At 71.8% G+C, this 16,858-nt stretch carries 15 protein-coding genes; 7 read left to right on the forward strand and 8 right to left on the reverse strand.

Annotated elements, in window-relative coordinates; all coding sequences use genetic code 11:
- Positions 1-47 precede the first annotated feature (47 nt).
- The gene (locus H293_RS0131205) at positions 48-1,556 is read left to right on the forward strand and encodes a class I adenylate-forming enzyme family protein (RefSeq protein WP_020121752.1); all 1,509 of its coding nucleotides are present in this window, start codon (positions 48-50) and stop codon (positions 1,554-1,556) included.
- Here the strand turns inward: H293_RS0131205 and H293_RS0131210 are convergent.
- Together H293_RS0131210 and H293_RS0131215 are read right to left on the reverse strand one after the other, a co-directional pair.
- The gene (locus H293_RS0131210; protein WP_020121753.1) at positions 1,535-2,047 is read right to left on the reverse strand and encodes an EF-hand domain-containing protein; all 513 of its coding nucleotides are present in this window, start codon (positions 2,045-2,047) and stop codon (positions 1,535-1,537) included. The genes H293_RS0131205 and H293_RS0131210 overlap by 22 nt on opposite strands.
- A 138-nt stretch (positions 2,048-2,185) precedes the next feature.
- Positions 2,186-2,566, reverse strand: a complete 381-nt coding sequence (locus H293_RS0131215) for an STAS domain-containing protein (RefSeq protein WP_028808350.1) — start codon at positions 2,564-2,566, stop codon at positions 2,186-2,188.
- Between the two features lie 315 nt (positions 2,567-2,881).
- Between H293_RS0131215 and H293_RS0131220 the strand changes: the two genes are divergently transcribed.
- Together H293_RS0131220 and H293_RS0131225 are read left to right on the forward strand one after the other, a co-directional pair.
- Positions 2,882-3,463, forward strand: coding sequence for a sigma-70 family RNA polymerase sigma factor (locus tag H293_RS0131220; protein ID WP_020121755.1), 582 nt, complete (start codon positions 2,882-2,884; stop codon positions 3,461-3,463).
- Positions 3,460-4,833: a maleylpyruvate isomerase N-terminal domain-containing protein gene (locus H293_RS0131225; protein ID WP_020121756.1), complete on the forward strand. Its 1,374-nt coding sequence runs from the start codon at positions 3,460-3,462 to the stop codon at positions 4,831-4,833. The genes H293_RS0131220 and H293_RS0131225 overlap by 4 nt, the downstream gene beginning before the upstream one ends.
- 226 nt (positions 4,834-5,059) lie before the next feature.
- On the opposite strand, the gene purU is transcribed toward H293_RS0131225, so the two are convergent.
- Positions 5,060-5,929, reverse strand: a complete 870-nt coding sequence (gene purU, locus H293_RS0131230) for a formyltetrahydrofolate deformylase (protein WP_020121757.1) — start codon at positions 5,927-5,929, stop codon at positions 5,060-5,062.
- Between the two features lie 46 nt (positions 5,930-5,975).
- Positions 5,976-6,476, reverse strand: a complete 501-nt coding sequence (locus H293_RS0131235; RefSeq protein WP_007382799.1) for an SCO4402 family protein — start codon at positions 6,474-6,476, stop codon at positions 5,976-5,978.
- Between the two features lie 118 nt (positions 6,477-6,594).
- On the opposite strand from H293_RS0131235, the gene H293_RS0131240 reads away from it, so the two are divergent.
- Positions 6,595-7,932 carry an ABC transporter substrate-binding protein gene (locus H293_RS0131240; protein ID WP_028808351.1) on the forward strand — a complete coding sequence of 446 codons (1,338 nt, stop codon included), beginning with the start codon at positions 6,595-6,597 and terminating at the stop codon, positions 7,930-7,932.
- A 53-nt stretch (positions 7,933-7,985) separates the two neighbouring features.
- Here the strand turns inward: H293_RS0131240 and H293_RS0131245 are convergent, their stop codons facing one another.
- Together H293_RS0131245 and H293_RS0131250 are read right to left on the reverse strand one after the other, a co-directional pair.
- The gene (locus H293_RS0131245) at positions 7,986-9,782 is read right to left on the reverse strand and encodes a hypothetical protein (protein ID WP_020121760.1); all 1,797 of its coding nucleotides are present in this window, start codon (positions 9,780-9,782) and stop codon (positions 7,986-7,988) included.
- 170 nt (positions 9,783-9,952) lie between these two features.
- A complete protein-coding gene (locus H293_RS0131250) occupies positions 9,953-11,338 on the reverse strand; it encodes a hypothetical protein (protein WP_028808352.1) in 1,386 nt (461 codons plus the stop codon).
- 294 nt (positions 11,339-11,632) lie between these two features.
- Here H293_RS0131250 and H293_RS0131255 point away from each other — a divergent pair, with 294 nt between their 5' ends.
- The 3 genes from H293_RS0131255 to H293_RS0131265 are packed head-to-tail and all read left to right on the forward strand — an operon-like array spanning position 11,633 to position 14,688.
- Complete coding sequence (locus tag H293_RS0131255; RefSeq protein ID WP_020121762.1) at positions 11,633-12,295, forward strand: bifunctional DNA primase/polymerase; 663 nt, start codon at positions 11,633-11,635, stop codon at positions 12,293-12,295.
- A 36-nt stretch (positions 12,296-12,331) separates the two neighbouring features.
- The gene (locus H293_RS0131260) at positions 12,332-13,102 is read left to right on the forward strand and encodes an ABC transporter ATP-binding protein (protein ID WP_028808354.1); all 771 of its coding nucleotides are present in this window, start codon (positions 12,332-12,334) and stop codon (positions 13,100-13,102) included.
- Positions 13,099-14,688, forward strand: coding sequence for a hypothetical protein (locus tag H293_RS0131265; RefSeq protein WP_020121764.1), 1,590 nt, complete (start codon positions 13,099-13,101; stop codon positions 14,686-14,688). Before H293_RS0131260 ends, H293_RS0131265 begins: the two co-directional genes overlap by 4 nt.
- Positions 14,689-14,705: 17 nt before the next feature.
- On the opposite strand, the gene H293_RS0131270 is transcribed toward H293_RS0131265, so the two are convergent.
- Together H293_RS0131270 and H293_RS0131275 are read right to left on the reverse strand one after the other, a co-directional pair.
- Positions 14,706-15,626, reverse strand: coding sequence for an alpha/beta fold hydrolase (locus H293_RS0131270; RefSeq protein ID WP_020121765.1), 921 nt, complete (start codon positions 15,624-15,626; stop codon positions 14,706-14,708).
- 512 nt (positions 15,627-16,138) lie between these two features.
- Entirely contained in the window at positions 16,139-16,831 is a 693-nt protein-coding gene (locus H293_RS0131275) for a metal-dependent transcriptional regulator (protein WP_007382808.1), read from the reverse strand.
- Between the last annotated feature and the right edge of the window lie 27 nt (positions 16,832-16,858).

Genomic DNA, 16,858 nt, shown 5'->3' on the forward strand with positions numbered 1-16,858 from the left:
CGATCTGACGAGCCGTCAGTTCTGTTGCTCCACCAAAGGGGGCCGCCGTGACCGACACCGCCCACGCGCTCAGCGCGTCCCGCACCCTCTGGGAGCTGGCCGCCCGCCGCGCCGACCTGAGCCCCGACCGCCCGGTCCTCCTCCAGGACGACCGCACGCTCACCTTCGGCGAGTTGCGCGCGCGTTCCGAGCGGGTGGCGGCCGGCCTGTACGACATGGGCGTACGTCCCGGCACGGTCGTCGCCTGGCAGCTGCCCACCCGTATCGAGACGGCCCTGCTGTCCTTCGCCCTGGCCCGCCTCGGTGCCGTGCAGTCGCCCGTCATCCCCTTCTACCGCGACCGCGAGGTCGGCTTCGCCCTCAGGGAGTCGAAGGCGGAGTTCTTCGCGGTACCGGGCCTCTGGCGCGGCTTCGACCACACGGAGATGGCCCGGCGGCTCGGCGCCAAGGGCGTGTTCGAGGCGTACGACGACCTCCCGGACGGCGACCCGGCCGTCCTGCCCGCCCCGCCCGCCGACGGCACCTCCGTGCGGTGGATCTACTGGACCTCGGGAACCACCTCCGACCCCAAGGGCGTGCTGCACACCGACCGTTCACTGATCGCGGGCGGCTCCTGCCTCGCGCACGCGCTGCGCCTCACGGCGGACGACGTGGGCTCGATGGCCTTCCCGTACGCGCACATCGCGGGCCCGGACTACACCGTGATGCTGCTGCTGTACGGCTTCCCCGCGGTGATGTTCGAGCAGTTCGCGCTGCCGGACGCGCTGGAGGGCTACCGCAGGCACGGGGTGACGGTGGCGGGCGGTTCGACGGCGTTCTACTCGATGTTCCTCACCGAGCAGCGCAAACGGCCCGGCGAGAAGATCATCCCGACCCTGCGGCTGCTCGCCGGCGGCGGGGCGCCCAAGCCACCGGAGGTCTACCACGCCGTCGTACGCGAGCTCGGGGTGCAGCTGACGCACGGGTACGGCATGACCGAGGTGCCGATGATCACCATGGGGGCGCCGGACGACACGGTGGAGAACCTGGCGACGACCGAGGGACGGCCGCCGGAGGGGATGTCCGTGCGGATCGTGGACGGGGAGGTGCGGCTGCGGGGGGAGGCGGTGTGCCAGGGATATCTCGACCCGTCCCAGACGGCGGAGGCCTTCGACGAGGCCGGTTATCTGCGCACCGGTGACCTGGGGCATCTCACCGAGACCGGCCACCTGGTGCTCACCGGGCGGCTCAAGGACGTGATCATCCGCAAGGGCGAGAACATCTCGGCGAAGGAGATCGAGGACCTGCTGGCCGCGCATCCGGCCGTCGGGGACGTGGCGGTGATCGGACTGCCGGACGCCGAGCGCGGGGAGCGCGTGTGTGCCGTGGTGGAGCAGCCCGAAGGGGCCGCGGAGCTGACCCTGGACGCCGTAGCCGACTATCTGCGCGCGGAAGGGCTGTCGCCGCACAAGCTGCCGGAGCAGCTGGAGGTGGTGGAGGCCCTTCCCCGCAACGAGACCCTGCGCAAGGTCCTGAAGTACAAGCTCAGGGAGCGTTATTCGGGGACGGTGAAGTAACGCGCGAAAGCGGGCACGATCTCGGCCTCGCCGACCTTGCCGTCACCGTCGGTGTCCAAGGTGGCAGCCGCCGCCTGCGCGATGTCCTCGCCGACGCCCAGGATGCGCAGCACGCGCGCGGTGTCCTCGACGGTGGCGCGTCCGTCGCCGTCCTGGTCGGCGACCGCGATCGCCGCGTGCAGGAAGGGGCGCGCGATCTCGGCGAACCGGTCCGGGTTGTCGCGCAGCCGCTTGAGCGCGCCGTTCACGAACTCCTCGCGGGTGATCCGCTGGTCGCCGTCCCGGTCGGCGATCCCGGCCATGCCCTGCCAGAACGCCTCCGCGCCGACGTACAGCGCCTGTCCCTTGTCGGAGCGTGCCGCCGTACCGAACTCGGCGAGCAGCGCCTTGGCCGCCACGCTGAAGTCCTCGCGGTCGATGTAGCCGTTGCCGTCCTGATCGAAGGTGGCGAACCGGTCGGCGATCCTGCGCTCGTACTCGCTGCTGACCATGTCTCTTCGGACCGCCTCACATCACATCGGGTGCATCTCGCACGGAGCGTACGGCGCGAGCGGCGCCCCGGGGGCCGGAAGGCGGCGCTTGTGCCAGGACCGGGGGAATTTCGGGACAACGGCGTGGCACAGGCGGACCTATGCGGACAGTGGTCCCGCCTCCTCGTCGGTCGCCGAGTCCAGGTCCGGGTGGACGTCGAACAGGCGGCGGACGCCCAGCGCGCCGAGGACGCGGTTGACGTGGGAGCCGTCGGCGGCGCCCTGGGCCGGGAGGATCAGGCGCAGGTCGCCCCGGCAGGAGCGGATCAGACGGCGGGAGGCGATGAGGACGCCGACACCGCTGGAATCACAGAAGTAGACCTCGGAGAGGTCGAGGACGAGACTGTGGCGGCCCTCGGCCACCGCGTCGTGCACCCGCGCGCGGAGCACCGGCGAGGTCACCAGGTCCAGCTCGCCCGACACACTGAGCACGGTCCACTCGCCCTGCTCGTCACCGGTCACATTGAACGCCACCACCATGCCCTTCATTCGCCGGAAAGCAAACGGAAGCCTTTCCTACGCTTCCTTGCAGCGTGGCTGCCCAGCGGCCGTTCCCTGAAACACAGAGCAAGAAACGGAAACCCTTCGAAAGAGGCTTGTTTTAGTCGGCTTCGATCCTGTTCGATCGGGTCTGATCAATGAGCGAACGGGTAGGGGAAGGTCCACTACCACCTGAGGCCCCTCGGGGGGCGCGCATTGGAACAAAGGGGCGTGCGCTGTCGGAGGTGCCGACTACATTCGAGGAGACGGTCGGGCGCAGGCTTGACCCGACACTTCCGGGGGTGAGGGGGCCGCATGACGAAGAAGGACGCACCGCCCCGCTGGGACCGCAAGATGCAGCAGCGGCTCGCACGCGGTGAGGCGGCCGCCCTCGGCGAGCTCTACGACCGTTTCGCTTCACTCGTGCACGGCCTCGCCCACCGCGTGCTCGGAGACGAGCGCGCCGCCGACGGCATCACCCGGGACGTCTTCGCCCACGTCTGGGAGCACCCCGAGTCCTACGACCCCAAACAGGGCCCGCTGCGCTCCTGGGTCGCGGGCCTGACCCACCGCCTGGCCGTACAGCGGCTGAGGGCCACCGAGACCGCCGCGCTCACCCGGGCCGGCGAGGGCTCCGCCGAGGAACTGGAGCGCAAGGTGCGCCATGCCTCGGTCGCCGCCCGGGCCGACTACATCGTCCAGTCCATGCCCACCCCACTGCGGGCCGCCCTGGAGCTGGCCTACTTCCAGCGCCGCGACTACCGCCAGGCGGCCGCCGACCTCAGCATCACCGAGGACGAGGCCCGCCGCCGCCTCCGCCTGGGCCTCCAGCTCCTGTCCACGGCCCTCGACACCGGAGCGCCCGGCGCTCCGCCGGGATACGGGGGCGCGGCATGAGCGAAACGGGCGGTTTCGAGGCGTACGACGACCAGGACGGCCCCGACGATCACGGGACGGGTCCCGACGGCGGTGGCGGCGGCATGCGCGGCGACGGCACCGGCCGACCGAGCGACCCGGGTGACGCGGGCCACCCGGGCGACGCGGGTGACCCGGGCGACGCGGCCCACCCGCCCCGCATACCCCTCCCCCGCGCCTCCGTCGAGGACGCCGGCCGGCCGCTGCCCGCGCTGGACGCACCCGTCCCGCCCCCCGTCCCGGTACTGGAGCACCGCGTGCTGAAGTCGCTGCTCGGGGCGTGGGCGCTCGCCGCGTGTTCCGCGGAGGAGACGGCCGCCGTGGAGGACCACCTCGGCGACTGCGGCTCCTGCGCCGACGAGGCGCTGCGGCTGCGCGGCGCGGTGGGCCTGCTCCAGCGGCCGGAGAGCCTCGACCTGGACCCCGGCCTGCGCACCCGCGTCCTCGACGGCTGCCTCGACCGGCGTCCGCCGCGCATCCCGATTCCCGTCTGGGCGAGGCCGTACGACGCCGAGACCGCCCGCCTCGACGCGCTGCTGCAGGACTTCGGCGACTCCGAGTGGCACGCCCCGGTGAGGCTGCGCTGGTTCGACGCCGACGAGGCCACGAGCCGCCGTACGACGGTCGCCGGGGTCATGGCCCACCTGATGTCGGTCGACGGCCTCGTCGCGATCGCCCTGGGCCTGGACGACCCGCTGGGCGAGACCCGCGCGGACGCGCCCACGCCGTCGGGCCGTACCGAGGCGTACTGGCGGGGCTCGCACTTCCCGCCGACCCGCTCCGTGCGGGCCCCCTGGCGCGAGCAGAGCCACGACCTCGTCCGCACGGTGTCCTTCACCGGCGGCACCGCCGGCAAGCTCGAGGTGGCCTACGGCGACTTCACGCTCCCCCTCCACGACGCGATGCTGGACCGCGCCTTCGAGTGCTGGGTCCACGCGGATGACATCGCGGAGGCGGTCGACTACCCCTACGACCCCCCGTCCCCCCGCCACCTCAACCGCATGATCGACCTGGCGGCGCGGATGCTGCCCGCGGTACTGGCGCAACGGCGGCAGAAGGGGCTGACGTCACCGGCCCACGGACGGCATCTCGTGAGCGCCGGGGGCCCCGGCCGCACCCTGCGACTGGAGATCGAGGGGCTGGGCGGCGGCGAGTGGCTGATCCCGCTCGACTCCCCGGCGGCGGTGGGTTCGGCGGAGCACGAGGTGGCGCATGTGGCGCTGGACGGCGTGGAGTTCTGCCAGCTGGCGGCGGGCCACGTGCCTCCGGCGGATGCCGCGGCGGGGCAGGTGGGTGACCGTGACGCGATCAGAGACGTGCTGTTCGCCGCGGCGAGCCTGAGCCGCATGTAGGTGGGGGCCGGTCGGGGGTTGGTGGGCGGCCACGGGTGAGTGGGGGCTGGCCGCGCAGTTCCCCACGCCCCTTGAGCGGGTGCGGGGGACGTGTCTTCGGAGGCTCCGGGAGAGTTACCCGCGTCCCTGAGAAAGCTCAGCCGCAGGTGCTTTCAGGGGCGCGGCGAACTGCGCGACCCGCCCCCGCCGGCCCGCAGCCGCCCCGCAGACAGCAGCCCCCGCGCTCCTAGGCGAAGACGACCGTCCGCCGCCCGTTCAGCAGAATCCGCCGCTCCGCATGCCACTTCACGGCCCGCGCCAGCGCCTGGCACTCCACGTCCCGCCCGATCGCGACGAGCTGGTCCGGAGTGACGTCGTGCCCCACCCGCTCGACCTCCTGCTCGATGATCGGCCCCTCGTCGAGGTCCGCGGTCACGTAGTGCGCCGTCGCCCCGATCAGCTTGACCCCGCGCGCATGAGCCTGGTGATACGGCTTCGCACCCTTGAAGCTCGGCAGGAACGAGTGGTGGATGTTTATGATCTTGCCGCTGAGCTGCTTGCACAGGTCGTCGGAGAGCACCTGCATGTACCGGGCGAGCACGACGAGTTCGACGTCCTGCTCCCGCACCAGCTCAAGCAGCCGCGCCTCCGCCTCGGCCTTGTTCTCCCGCGTCACCGGAATGTGGTGGAAGGGAATGTCGTACGACCCCACGAGCTCGGCGAAGTCGGTGTGGTTGGACACCACGGCCGCGATTTCGACCGGCAGCGCACCGATGCGCGCGCGGAAAAGCAGGTCGTTCAGGCAGTGCCCGAACTTGCTGACCATCAGCACGACCCGCATCCGGTCCTCGGCCCGGTGGATCTGCCAGTCCATGTGGAAGGCGTCACCGATCGCCGCGAACGAGGCCCGCAGCTTGTCCACCGTCACCGGCGCCTCGGCCGAGAAGTGGACGCGCATGAAGAACAGACCCGTGTCGTGGTCGCCGAACTGCTGGCTGTCCTCGATGTTGCAGCCGGTCATGAAGAGGTAGCTCGACACGGCGTGCACGATGCCCTGCTTGTCGGGGCAGGACAGGATCAGGACGTACTGGTCGGCGGGGGCGGACTGCTCGTTCATGCAGGACAGGGTCGCATATCCACCCGTGCGGCAGACATCGCGTCCGTCACGCGGACCGGGTCATGATCTGGAGCACCTGGAGCGTGCGCGGCGGCGCGTCGGGGTCCTCCCCGTCGGCCGTCGCCATCCGCACGTGCGCGTCCCGTGCCGCCCGCACCGCGTCCGGCCACCCGGGGTTCTCCATGTACACGGAGACGGGGGCGTCCGGGCCGACCTGGTGCATGATCCGCAGCACCCGCAGCACGGCGGTGTCGACGAGGGCCGCCTCCTGGGAGTCCCGGAAGATCGTGCCGACGTATTTCTCGGCGGACCAGTTGTCCAGCCAGGTGTCCTCGACGAGGCGGTACACGGCGTCGGTGACGTCCCCGTACCCCTCGACACCGGCCAGCCAGACGTTCTGCTGGAACCCTGGGTCGGAGAGCATGTGCAGCGCGGAACGCACATTGCTGCGCCAGCGCCACCACGGCATGTCGTTCTGTGGCATGCCGCCCATGGTGGGGGAGCGACGGCCGCGACGGGAAGAGTTCTCCGAACCTTGCACGGTCACCGATCGTACGTTCTTCCCCCATACGTGCCGCACAGACCCTCGTTGTTCACCTTTACGTCACCGCTCGTCGACCGAGAGTCACTCCCGAGTTGGGGATGTGGCGGAAGCGTGTGTGCCCATGACCGGCAGGCGACGCATCCGCAGCCCTTTACTCCTCCGGCAACACCGGCCCGTCAGAGCCACCGCCCTCACGGCGGGAGCCCTGGCGGCATGTGCCTCCCTCGTCGCCGGTTGCGGGGTCGTCCCCGGCACCGCGGGGGGTTCCGGGGCCGGTCCGATCAAGGTGATGACGTGGGCCCCCTCGGACACCAAGGCGACCAACAAGCCCGGCATGCCGGCCTTCGCCCGGGCCTACGCCCGCTGGATCAACTCCAGGGGCGGAATCAACGGCCATAAGCTCACCGTCCTGACCTGCAACGACCACAACGACGGCGTGTCCGCGGCGAAGTGCGCCCGGCGCGCGGTCAAGGAGAACGTCGTCGCCGTCGTCGGCTCCTACAGCCAGTACGGCGACTCCTTCTTCCCTCCGCTGGAGGGCGCGGGCATCCCCTACATCGGCGGCTACGGCGTCACCAACGACGAGTTCACCAGCCCGCTGTCCTACCCCGTCAACGGCGGCCAGCCCACCCTCCTGGCCGGCCTCGGCAAGGAGCTCGCCGCGGCCTGCGGCAACGTCACCCTCGTACGGCCCGACACCATCGCGGGCGACGAGTTGCCCGTCCTGCTGGACTCCGGGCTGACCACCGGCCGGCACCGGGCCGCGAGTGACGTGCGGGCGGCGGACGACGCCACCGAGTACTCGGCGCAGTCGACGAAGGCGCTCGACAGCTCGACGTCCGGCTCGCGGGCCGCCGGCTCGAAGGAGGGGTGTGTGGTGCCCGCGCTCGGCGACCGCACCAGCACCTTCATGGACTCCTTCCGGCGCGCCCGCGAGGACTACCCGACCGTGCGCACCGCGATGGCGATGGGCAGCGTCGACCAGACGGTGATCGACGCGTCCGGCGGGGCCTCGGGGCCCTACGAGGGCTCGTACATCACCGGCTGGTACCCGGTGGAGAGCGACGCCCGCTGGGACACGATGAAGAAGGTCATCAACGCGGTGGCCTTCGGCGACAACCGCATCGACTCGGCGGACGCGGGGGTGCAGACCACCTGGATCGCCTACACGGTGTTCGAGAAGGCCGTCGAGTCGCTGGGCGGCGGCGAGGTGTCCGCCGACAGCGTGCGCGGCGCCCTCAACGACGGCCTCAAGATTTCGACCGGCGGTCTGACGCCGACCCTCCAGTGGGCCACCCGGGACACCTGGAGCTCCGCCGACGACCTCGCCTCGGTCGGTTTCCCGCGCATGGTCAACGCCCATGTGACGCTCCAACTGGTGCGCCAGGGCCAGCTGGTGGCGGCCCGCACGGGCTTCACCGACGTGACGAGGACGCTGCAGAACGCGGACGTCAACTGACCCGCGCCCTCAACTGAGCCGCGGGGGGCGCCTGGACGCCCCCCGCGGACCGTTCACAGCTGGGTGGCCGTGCGCTCGGTCAGGCTGTACTTCTTGGCGATCGCGTTCCACAGCCGGGCCGCCCTGGCCTTCTCGGTGCTGGCGGTGCCGCTGTCCCGGTTGCCGGCCTGGGTCTGACCCGTGGTGCGGGCCTGGCCCTTCTTGCAGCCCTTCTTGCCGGCCGCCTGGTCGGCCCAGGCCGCGTAGTGGTTGTCGGCGGACGCGGACGCCTGCCAGGCCCTGGTGAGGGCGGCGGTCAGCTCGGCGTGGCTCGCCAGTTGGTCGACCGAGAGCGTCTTGAGCCGGGTCACCAGGCCGGTGCGCTGGGCCGCCGCGTCCCGCAGGTCCTGGGCCGCCTGGCCGAGGTTCTTGCAGGACTTCACATTCGCCACCGCGCTGATCACCGAGGAACGGCTGTTGCCGCTGTCGGCGAGCAGCTTGTCCAGCTCGACGGCCTGCGCCTTCGCCGGGTCGGCCGCCGGCGAGGAGGAGCCGTCGGTCGCGGGGGCCGTCGCCGACACGGTCTGGTTCTTGTCGCCCCCGTCGCCGCCCCCGCCCCCGGCGAGCAGCGCGCCCGCGCCGACGCCGAGCACGACGATGCCGATGCCCACGGCGGCGATGACCGGCACCCGCGACCGCTTGCGGCCGCCTCGGTCGCCGTCGTCGTAGAGCTCGGCGCCCGCCGGGCCGTACGCCGGCTGGGCCCCGTACGCGGGCTGCTGGGCTCCGTACGGCTGCTGGGTGCCGTACGGCGGCTGCTGGGCCCCGTACGCGGGCGGTACGGCCTCGGGCTGGGCGAAGCGCGGCATCTGCTGCGTGGACGCGGCCCCGCCGTCATCGCCCGGACCGCTGCGGAAGAGGTTGTCGAAGTCGGAGGGCGGCTGCCGCTCCCCGCCGTAGGGCGCGCCGGGGGCCTGCCCGGGCACGGGCGCGATGAACTGCGTGGCCTCGGCGTCGGGGCCCGGGTGGTGCGGGGGCTGCGCGCCGTACGGGGTGTGCGGGTGCTGTCCGGGGTACCGCGCCGCCTCGGCGGACACCTCGGGCGGCAACTCGCCGGGACGGACGGGCGGGAGGAACTGGGTGGCGCCCTCATGGGCGGCGGGACCGGCCGCGACCGGCGGGAGGAACTGGGTGGCACCCTCGTCGGCCGGCGGCAGGGGCGCGGAGGCGGGGGTACCGGGGGCCGACGGGAGGGGCTGGCCCACGGGCGGCAGGTAATAGGACGTCGGCTCGTTGGAGTCGTACGCCGGCGCGGCCTGCTGCTGCGGCGCACCGCTCCCGGGAGCCTCGTAGGGCGCGACCTGGCCCTGCTGCGGGGGCAGCGGCTGGGACTGGGGGGCGGGCCGGCCCACGGGCGGCAGATAGTAGGACGTCGGCTCGTTGGTGTCGTACCCCTGCGCGGGCTGGGCCTGGGACTGCGGCGGTATGCCGCCCGGCTGCTGGGGGGCGCCCCAGGTCTGGGCGGGCGGCTGCGACCAGTCCTGATGCTGCTGCTGGTGGTGCTGCGGCTGGGACTGATCCTGCTGCTGCGCCTGGTTCTGCTGCTGGCCGGGGCCCCACGGGGTGCCCCAGGCCTGGGCGCCGGGCGGCTGACCGTAGGCCGCGTCGGCGGCCGGTCCGGGCTGGCCGGGCCGGCCCGCCTGCGGAGGGGTGCCGTAGCCACCCTGCTGCGGAGGGCCGTAGCCGGGCTGCGGACCGCCGTATCCACCCGTCTGTCCCGGCAGCAGGGGTTCCCCGCCGTCGGAGGGCAGCACGATGCCTTCGCGCGCTTCGCGCGCCGAGGGCTGCTCGCCCTGTCCACTCTGCGTCACCGGGACTCCTACTTATGGGGGAACTTCGGAATCGTCGGCTCACGCTACCGGGTCCTCCGAGCCCGGTGCCACGTAGCACAAGACGTGACCTGCGCCCCTGTGACCGCAGTAACAGATCCCGGGAGATCGCGTGACGATTCCGGGCTCCTATCCGCTGTATATGTCCTCCTTTACGCGGCCGCCTGAAGATCCAGCCGGGCCCCGAACTCCCTCACGACGGGCTCGTCCCGGAACGGCTCCAGGCGCTGCTGGAAGTCGTCGAGGTACTCCGCGCCCCGGTTGGAGCGCAGCGTCTCCAGCAACTCGACCGCTTTCAGGCCGGTGTTGCAGGCCTGCTCGACCTCGCGCTGCTGCACCTGCGCGGAGGCGAGCAGTACCAGGCCGATGGCCCGGCGGCGCGCCTTGTTCTCGGGGAGCCCGTCCAGGGACGCCTGCGCCCACCGCGCCGCCGCCTCGGCCTGGCCGAGGTCACGGTGGCAGTGGGCCAACTCGTCGGCCAGGTAGGCCTCGTCGAAGTGCGCGATCCACGCCGGGTCGTCACCGGAGGAGGGGTCCGCCGCCTCCAGGGCGTGCACGGCCCGTCCGGACGCCGCCTGGGTGGCCCGCACGTCGCCCAGGAGCGCGTGCCCGCGGGCCTCGGCCGCGTGGAACATCGCCTCCGCGCGCGGTGTCACCCGCCCCCGCGCCCCTTCCTGCGCCGCCCGCGCCAACTGGGCGATCTCCCGCGGGTTCCCGAGCTGCGCGGCGAGGTGGCTCATGGACGCGGCGAGCACATAGCCGCCGTACCCGCGGTCGCCGGCCGCCTGCGCGAGCCGCAGGGCCTGGATGTAGTACCGCTGGGCCAGGCCCGGTTGACCGGTGTCGATCGCCATGTACCCGGCGAGCTCGGTCAACCGCGCGACGGCCGCGAACAGTTCCCGCCCGGTCGCCTCCCGGTACGACCCCGCGAGCAGCCCGGAGACCACGCTGTTGAGGTAGTGCACGACGACCGGGCGCACATGCCCGCTGCCGTACTGGTGGTCGAGGTCGACGAGGGCCTGGGTCATCGCGCGCACGGCCGCCACGTCGGACTGCCCCACCCTGGGGCCCGCCTGGCGTGCCACCTGCGAGTCGGGCGAGGAGATCAGCCAGTCCCTGCTCGGCTCGACCAGCGCCGACGCGGCGACCGAGGAGCCGGACAGGAAGTCCCGGCGGCCCACGTCACTGCGCCACAGCTCACACACCTGCTCGATGGCGCCCAGTACGGTCGGCGAGAACTGGAGCCCGACGCCGGAGGCGAGGTTCTTGCCGTTGGCCATGCCGATCTCGTCGATCGTGACCGTACGGCCGAGCTTGCGCCCGAGCGCCTCCGCGATGATCGCGGGCGCCCGGCCCCGCGGCTGCTGTCCGCGCAGCCAGCGGGCCACGGACGTCTTGTCGTAGCGCAGGTCGAGGCCGTGCTCGGCGCCGCACATGTTGACCCGGCGGGCCAGCCCGGCGTTCGAGCACCCCGCCTCCTGGATGAGCGCCTGCAACCGTTCGTTCGGCTGCCGCGCGACGAGAGGCCTTGCGGCCATGGCGTACCCCCTGTGGCTGCGGTGCCTGCCCACGCACCGAGTTGACGTGTCTTCCACCGAAAAGTTCCGGCCGTGAAGATCAATGCCCCGCCAACGTGTCGAAAATGCGAGGCATGCGAGGATTGCCGGGGTAAAGACTCGTACCGACCCCCACACGTGGTTACCCAGCTCACGCCGAGGTTCCTCCTCTGCGCCCCCGCACATGCATCCATGCGCCCCGGATGCGGAATCGGTGCGCTGCCCCCGCGCGCGCAGGTCCTGGCCTGGCCGTAACCCGAGGTGGGTGCGGGAGTTGTGTTCAGCGTGGAAGAGACGATCGCGGGTACCGAAGCCGCTCAGATTCCGAAGCAGCGCGGGGAATCGCTGCTGGAGACAGCCGTACGATACGCCGAGGAGCGTCACTGGGACGTCTTCCCCGGCACCTGGCTGGAAGCCGTCGACGGGGTGCAGCGGTGCTCCTGCGGTGACACCGCGTGCGCCGTGCCCGGGGCGCATCCCTCTCGGGAGGACTGGGCGACGCAGGCCACGGGCAGTGCGACGGTCGCGCGCCGGATGTGGCAGAAGCAGCCGACCGCTTCGATTCTGCTGCCGACCGGGCGGACCTTCGACGCGATCTCCGTGGCCGAGACGGCCGGGTTTCTCGCGCTCGCGCGCATGGAGCGCATGGAGTTGACACTGGGGCCCGTGACGCTGACGCCGGATCGTCGGATGCAGTTCTTCGTGCTGCCGGGGGCGTCGGTGAAGCTGCCGGAGTTGGTGCGCAAGCTGGGCTGGACGCCGTCGTCGCTCGATCTGGTGGCGCTGGGTGAGGGCGCCTATGTGGCGGCTCCCCCTACGCGCTACGGCTCGTCCGGCGCCGTTCAGTGGGCCTGTCGTCCGACCCCCGCGAACCGTTGGCTGCCGGACGCCGAGGAGCTGATCTCGCCGCTTGCCTACGCGTGCGGTCGGGACAGGTGACCTGCGTGCTGCGCCGCGCCCCTACAGTTGGCGTTCATGACGTCGGCTGTGAGTGTGCGCGGTCTCTGGAAGCGGTTTGGGCAGCAAGTAGCCGTTGCCGGGATCGATCTGGAGCTCCCCGCGGGGAAGTTCATCGGTCTTGTGGGCCCGAACGGCGCCGGGAAGACCACCACTCTCTCCATGGTGACCGGGCTGCTCCGCCCCGATCAGGGGTCCGTCTCGGTCGTCGGCCACGACGTGTGGCAGGACCCGGTGGCCGTGAAGGCACGCATCGGCGTCCTGCCCGAGGGACTGCGGCTGTTCGAGCGGCTCTCCGGGCGTGAACTGCTCGGCTACTCCGGGCGGTTGCGGGGGCTGCCCGGGGGCGAGGTCGACCGGCGGGCCGCTCAGCTGCTCGACGTGCTCGATCTGGCGGGGGCCCAGCACAAGCTGGTCGTCGACTACTCGACCGGGATGCGGAAGAAGATCGGGCTCGCGGCCGCCCTGCTCCACAACCCGGAAGTGCTGTTTCTCGACGAGCCGTTCGAGGGCGTCGACCCCGTCTCCGCGCAGACCATCCGGGGCGTCCTTGAGCGGTACACCGCCTCCGGCGCCACCGTCGTCTTCTCCTCGCACGTGATGGAGCTCGTGGAGTCCCTGTGCGACTGGGTGGCCGTCATGGCCGCCGGCCGCATCCGCGCCCACGGGCCGCTCGACGAGGTACGCGGCGCCGCGCCCTCGCTGCAGCGCGCCTTCCTGGAACTCGTGGGCGCACAGGGGCAGGACGCCGGGGCGAACCTGGACTGGCTGGGCGGCGGGGCCCGATGACCGCCGGCATCACCCCGATCGTCGTACGGCTGAAGCTGTCGCTGCTGCGCAACGGGCTGCGACAGTCCGGGGGGCGGCGGGCCGCCTACATCGCCTCGGCCGTCGCCGTACTGCTCTTCTCCGTCCTGCAGCTGCTCGGCCTCATCGCCCTGCGCGGCGACGAGCACGCCGGCTCCGTCGTCGTCCCGCTGGTGGCCGTGCTGGCGGTCGGCTGGGCCGTGATGCCGCTGTTCTTCCCCGGCGGCGACGAGACCCTCGACCCCACCCGTCTGGTGATGCTGCCGCTGCGGCCCCGGCCCCTGGTGCGGGCGCTCCTGGTGGCCTCACTGCTCGGCATAGGGCCGGTGTTCACGCTGTGCGTGCTCGTCGGGTCCGTCGTCTCGGTCGCGCACGGCGCCACGGCGTACGTCTTCTCCGTGCTCGGTGTCGGGCTCGCGCTGCTGGTCTGCGTGGCACTCGCGCGGGCCGTCGCGGTCGCCAACATCCGGCTGCTGACCAGCCGCAAGGGCCGCGATCTGGCGGTGCTGAGCGGACTCGTCATCGCCGTCGGCGCGCAGGTCGTGAACTTCGGTGCGCAGCGCCTCGGTTCGGGCGGCCTGGGGCAGCTGGACGGTCCCGCGGAGGTGTTGAAGTGGGTGCCGCCCGCGTCGGCGATCGGGGCGGTCGACTCGGCGAGCGAGGGGTCGTACGGGACCGCCGTCCTGCAACTGGCGCTGTCCGCCGCCGCACTGGCGGGACTGCTCGCTCTCTGGAGCCGTCATCTGACCCGGCTGATGACCTCCCCTGACGGCTCCACGCTTCCCTCCGCCGAGGGGGCCGCCCGGGAGCGGAACTCGACGGGACTCGCCCGGCTGCTGCCGGCCGGCCGCACCGGCACCGTCATGGAACGCAGCCTGCGCTATGTCTGGCGCGACCCCAAGACCAAGGCCGCGTGGGTGACGTCGCTGGCCATCGGGCTGATCGTGCCGGTGTTCAACGCGGTGCAGGGCACGGGGTCCATCTACTTCGCGTGCTTCGCCGCGGGGATGCTCGGCGTGCAGATGTACAACCAGTTCGGGCAGGACACCTCGGCGTTCTGGATGGTCGCGATGACGATCTCCTCGACTCGGGACGCCAACGTCGAACTACGCGCGCGTGCGCTGGCCTTGCTGGTGATCACCTTGCCGTACGCCACCGTCGTCACCGTCGTCACGACCGCGCTGATCGACGACTGGCCGAAGCTGCCCGAGGTGCTCGGTGTGTCCTTCGCGCTGCTCGGGGCGATGCTGGCGACCGGGGCGTGGACGTCGGCGCGCTTCCCTTACTCGATTCCGCAGGAGGGCTACAAGAACGTGGCCCCCGGGCAGTCCGGTCTCGCCGCTGCCGCCGTCGTCGGCGGCATGGTCTCGGCGGCCCTGCTGTGCGCCCCCGTGATCGCCCTGACGATCTGGGCCAACCTCAGCGCGGACGGCGACGACTGGAGCTGGGTGCTGCTGCCGGTCGGCGCGGTGTACGGGGCCGCCATCACCTGGGCGGGCCTGCGACTGGCGGCCCCGCGCACGGCCCGCCGGCTGCCGGAGATCCTGATGGCGGTCAGCAAGGGCTGAGTGCGCTCACACAGAGCTCACACAAGACCGTCCAGGCCGTCCAGGAAGGGCTCTATGGCGGCCCGCCAGGCCTCCGGCTGGTCGTAGTGGACGAGGTGGCCGGCGTCGGCGACCTCGGCGTACTCACCGCGGGGCAGGACGCGGACCATCTCCTGGGCCTCGGCGCGGCCCAGTTCGCCGTCGAGACCGCGGACGACCAGGGCGGGGCACCTGACCTGGGTGAGTTCCTCCCAGTGGGCGTCGTAGACCCAGGTCTCGCGGGACGACAGCATCTGCTCGGGCTCGAAGACGGGGCGCCAGCCGTCGGGGGACTCGGCCATCACCTCGGCGTAGAACTCGCCGCGCGCCGGGTTGGGCCGCTCCACCCAGGGGTCGTCCTCGCCGAACCACTTGCGTACGTCGGCCAGCGTGGCGAAGGGGACGGGCCAGGCCTTGAACCACTCGCCCCACTCCCGCTGCGAGGCGGCGCCGAGGGCGGAGGCCCGCATGTCGCAGATGATCACTCCGCGGACCAGGTCGGGCCGGCGGGCGGCGAGCTGCCAGGCGGTCAGGGCGCCCATGGCATGGCCGATGAGGACGGTCGGGGCGAGGCCGAGCTGTTCGAGGGCGGCCTCGGCGTCCTCGACGTACGCGTCACGGGTGAAGGCTGCCCGAGGGGGCTTCTCACTCTGGCCGTGTCCGCGCTGGTCGAGCGCGACGGCCCGGTAGCGCTCGGAGAGCCAGCGGGCGGTGGACGCCCAGTGCGAGGCACGGCCCATCAGGCCGTGGAGTAACAGCACCCCGGGTGATCGTTTCTCCGGAGCCGGCGAGGCCTCCCCCGCCGGGTCCGCCCGGTCGGACGGGTCGGTCTTGGGCGGGTCGGTCTTGGGAGGGTCGCCGAACTCCCAGGCCGCGAGACGTACGCCGCCCGCCCCGGTCACGTCGATGCGCCGCGCCATTGGCACCCCCCTAGCTCCCCTGGCCGCTGTGCCTGCCCTGCCTGCCGATTCCTTGTCGTACACCCCTCTAGCGCACGTCCCCCGCGCCCCGTCACCCACAGACCACCGAATCTATCGAATGCGCATTCGGAAATCGGGTCTCGCGCGGTAACACCCCTCGTTCGAGTGACCCCCCTCAAGGAATGATCGCCGCAGCCGAGGGGAGATCTTCAGCGGGAGGCGGACCGCTCGGGGACATCGGTCCGAGGGGAATGACCCTGGGAGCTCGGGGCTCCGGGTCAGCACAGGGGAGGACCGGCCCCGGCACCGAAAGGCGCCGGGGCCATCCCCACATCCACGGCACATCCGCCCGCCCCCTCAGGTCATATGCCTCACGCGACAGCCTCGCACGGGAAGCGTCGAAGCGCTGCGATTCCGCACGGTGAATCTCCAATTCGCCGAGACCCGCAAACGCCCCAACAGCCGCACCGGTTCCAGGAATCGAGAACCAGTGCCGCCCCCCGCGCGGCCGCTCAGCGCTTGGCGACGAACACGTGCGAGGCGACATCCGACTCCAGCTCGGCGGCCTCGCCGCCGCTGCCCACCAGTACCCCGCCGGGCGACTCGGTCACGCTCACCACCGAACCGGGCTGCACACCCGCCCGACGCAGCGTGTACATCAGCTGCGCGTCCGTCTGGATCGGCTCACCGATACGGCGTACGACCACCGTCTTGCCGTCCAGACCCGGGTCCAGCTCGGCCAGCGAGACCATGCCCTCGTCCAGGAAGGGGTGCGGGCCGTCCTTCTCGCCCAGTTCCTCAAGACCCGGGATCGGGTTGCCGTACGGCGACTCGGTGGGGTGGCGCAGCAGCTCCAGCACCCGGCGCTCCACCGCCTCGCTCATCACGTGCTCCCAGCGACACGCCTCCGCGTGGACCTGCTCCCACTCCAGGCCGATCACATCGACGAGCAGGCACTCCGCGAGCCGGTGCTTGCGCATCACACGGGTGGCCAGGCGCCGGCCCTCGTCCGTCAGCTCCAGGTGCCGGTCACTGGCGACGGACACCAGTCCGTCGCGCTCCATCCGCGCCACGGTCTGGCTGACGGTGGGCCCGCTCTGGTCGAGCCGCTCGGCGATCCGGGCGCGCATGGGGACCACACCTTCCTCCTCCAGCTCAAGGATGGTGCGGAGATACATCTCCGTGGTGTCGATCAGTCCGGACATACGTGCCCCTTGATGAGATCTGCCGGA

This window comes from Streptomyces canus 299MFChir4.1 (assembly GCF_000383615.1).
GTDB classification, from domain to species: Bacteria; Actinomycetota; Actinomycetes; order Streptomycetales; family Streptomycetaceae; genus Streptomyces; species Streptomyces canus_C.

Excerpts from the sequence above, each read along its gene's own strand:
- H293_RS0131260 (WP_028808354.1), top strand. The coding sequence starts at position 12,332 with ATGACGTCGGCTGTGAGTGTGCGCGGTCTCTGGAAGCGGTTTGGGCAG.
- H293_RS0131220 (WP_020121755.1), top strand. The coding sequence starts at position 2,882 with ATGACGAAGAAGGACGCACCGCCCCGCTGGGACCGCAAGATGCAGCAG.
- H293_RS0131270 (WP_020121765.1), bottom strand. The coding sequence starts at position 15,626 with ATGGCGCGGCGCATCGACGTGACCGGGGCGGGCGGCGTACGTCTCGCG.
- H293_RS0131215 (WP_028808350.1), bottom strand. The coding sequence starts at position 2,566 with ATGGTGGTGGCGTTCAATGTGACCGGTGACGAGCAGGGCGAGTGGACC.
- H293_RS0131210 (WP_020121753.1), bottom strand. The coding sequence starts at position 2,047 with ATGGTCAGCAGCGAGTACGAGCGCAGGATCGCCGACCGGTTCGCCACC.
- H293_RS0131225 (WP_020121756.1), top strand. The coding sequence starts at position 3,460 with ATGAGCGAAACGGGCGGTTTCGAGGCGTACGACGACCAGGACGGCCCC.
- purU (WP_020121757.1), bottom strand. The coding sequence starts at position 5,929 with ATGAACGAGCAGTCCGCCCCCGCCGACCAGTACGTCCTGATCCTGTCC.
- H293_RS0131265 (WP_020121764.1), top strand. The coding sequence starts at position 13,099 with ATGACCGCCGGCATCACCCCGATCGTCGTACGGCTGAAGCTGTCGCTG.
- H293_RS0131240 (WP_028808351.1), top strand. The coding sequence starts at position 6,595 with ATGACCGGCAGGCGACGCATCCGCAGCCCTTTACTCCTCCGGCAACAC.
- H293_RS0131250 (WP_028808352.1), bottom strand. The coding sequence starts at position 11,338 with ATGGCCGCAAGGCCTCTCGTCGCGCGGCAGCCGAACGAACGGTTGCAG.
- H293_RS0131275 (WP_007382808.1), bottom strand. The coding sequence starts at position 16,831 with ATGTCCGGACTGATCGACACCACGGAGATGTATCTCCGCACCATCCTT.